The organism is Vibrio sp. WZ-1 (genome assembly GCF_052037695.1).
Classification (GTDB): Bacteria; Pseudomonadota; Gammaproteobacteria; order Enterobacterales; family Vibrionaceae; genus Vibrio.
On sequence record NZ_JBQEQR010000073.1, the window covers coordinates 1 to 1,472 of the forward strand.

Genomic DNA, 1,472 nt, shown 5'->3' on the forward strand with positions numbered 1-1,472 from the left:
ATAGGTATAGACATCGTTATTTGTTTTCGCGACCAGTAAACCACCGATACCACCTAGCGCTGACTTGTCCCAAGCGTATTCTTGAACTACCTCCCCTTGAGCATTACGTTGTTGAAGCTCAACTAACCCATAACGAACAAATTGCTTCTCCTCGACCAGCACTTTGTCTTTGTAAAACTGGTATTGAGCCAACATATGGTCATGCGTAAAGTTCAGCTTGGTTAATCGGTTTTTTGCATCGTACTCCGATTCAAAAGGCACACCATCAGCTAAAACACCTTTGATAGGGTTACCGTCTTTGTCATACGCAAATACGTTGGGCTCCCCATTCCACTCAGTAATCTGATTGAGCTCGTTATATCGTGCTGAGGCTGCCTGCTTAGATACGTGATAGCAATAGAAATGTCAGACGTTATGAAACTCAAGCATTTTCATCAGAAACATCAATGGTTACGAATACTTCTTCAGAGTCTTCATCGTAAATCATTCTTGCTTTCGCCGTTAGCTCATTAAACTCTTTATTAAGTTTGAAATTCCAACTATTCACAACCATTTGAGCAAACTCCATAGCTTGTTCAATTGACAAGTCATTAAACAAACCTGTTATCTCAAGAAGATTCATCCAAAACTGTACTTGGGAATGCTCATGACCTTCTTTCAACAACTCATTGTAAGTCTCCTGACTATACAAAACAGAAATATAAATCAGACCACCCACAACCTTAAATTCGGGGCTAAACAACCTAGAAAACCATAATACAAAGTCAGGAGTAAGACCTTGAGATTGATAAACCGCGTGTAAATAATCAAAACCTGTAACATCTTTTCCTTTATTCGCATTAGAAAACATAGCGAAATCATACTTTGTTTTATTACCCATCTAATCCTCCAGGTATTTCATCTAGCTTGGGGGGGCGAACACGACCTTTGTCTATAAACTCACGTCCATCTGGTGTGACATTCTTCCCGGTTTCTTTTACATTTGGTCGAGGTATTCCACCATGGTCTTGCCCTGACCCTCGATACTGTTTCCAAGTGCCATCTCCATTGTGTGTTGTATATTGGCCATTCTTTCCTGATTTTTCAGGAATTGAGTGAGGCCGCCCTTCAGCCTCTTCTAAAGGTGATGGGGGCTTGTTTCTTCCTTTTCTCTTACAAGCTTTACCTCCAGACTTAGCTTTGCTTTTACTGCTCTTAGCCTGTTTCTTAGCCGCATCTTTCGCCTTTTTCTTCGCGATATCCCTTAATAGCTTTTTAAGGAGCGCTCGTGCCGCTGCCGCCGCTATTGCAACTGCCACCGGATTTCTACCATCCGGGTCCACATACCCTAACGGATCACCATTCACATAAGCATAGAGGTTGATCCCACCTTGTTCTTGTAGTGGGTCGCGGTTAAGCCAGCGGCGCTGGTAAGGCGAATAGAACCGATAGCCAAAATAAACTAACCCACTCGCAAAGTCACTGCGTTTCGT

Annotated in this window: 3 protein-coding genes; all 3 read right to left on the reverse strand. The window is 42.5% G+C overall.

What is annotated here, in order from left to right; translation table 11 throughout:
- Positions 1-261: hypothetical protein (locus ACTS60_RS10180; protein ID WP_440888121.1), on the reverse strand; the 261-nt coding region annotated here is incomplete at its 3' end.
- Positions 262-421: 160 nt separating this feature from the next.
- Positions 422-880, reverse strand: coding sequence for a hypothetical protein (locus ACTS60_RS10185; RefSeq protein ID WP_440888122.1), 459 nt, complete (start codon positions 878-880; stop codon positions 422-424).
- Positions 873-1,472: RHS repeat-associated core domain-containing protein (locus tag ACTS60_RS10190; protein ID WP_440888123.1), on the reverse strand; the 600-nt coding region annotated here is incomplete at its 5' end. The genes ACTS60_RS10190 and ACTS60_RS10185, both read right to left, overlap by 8 nt.

Bases quoted from the DNA above. Each gene is read 5' to 3' on its own strand.
- ACTS60_RS10185 (WP_440888122.1), bottom strand. From the start codon at position 880: ATGGGTAATAAAACAAAGTATGATTTCGCTATGTTTTCTAATGCGAAT.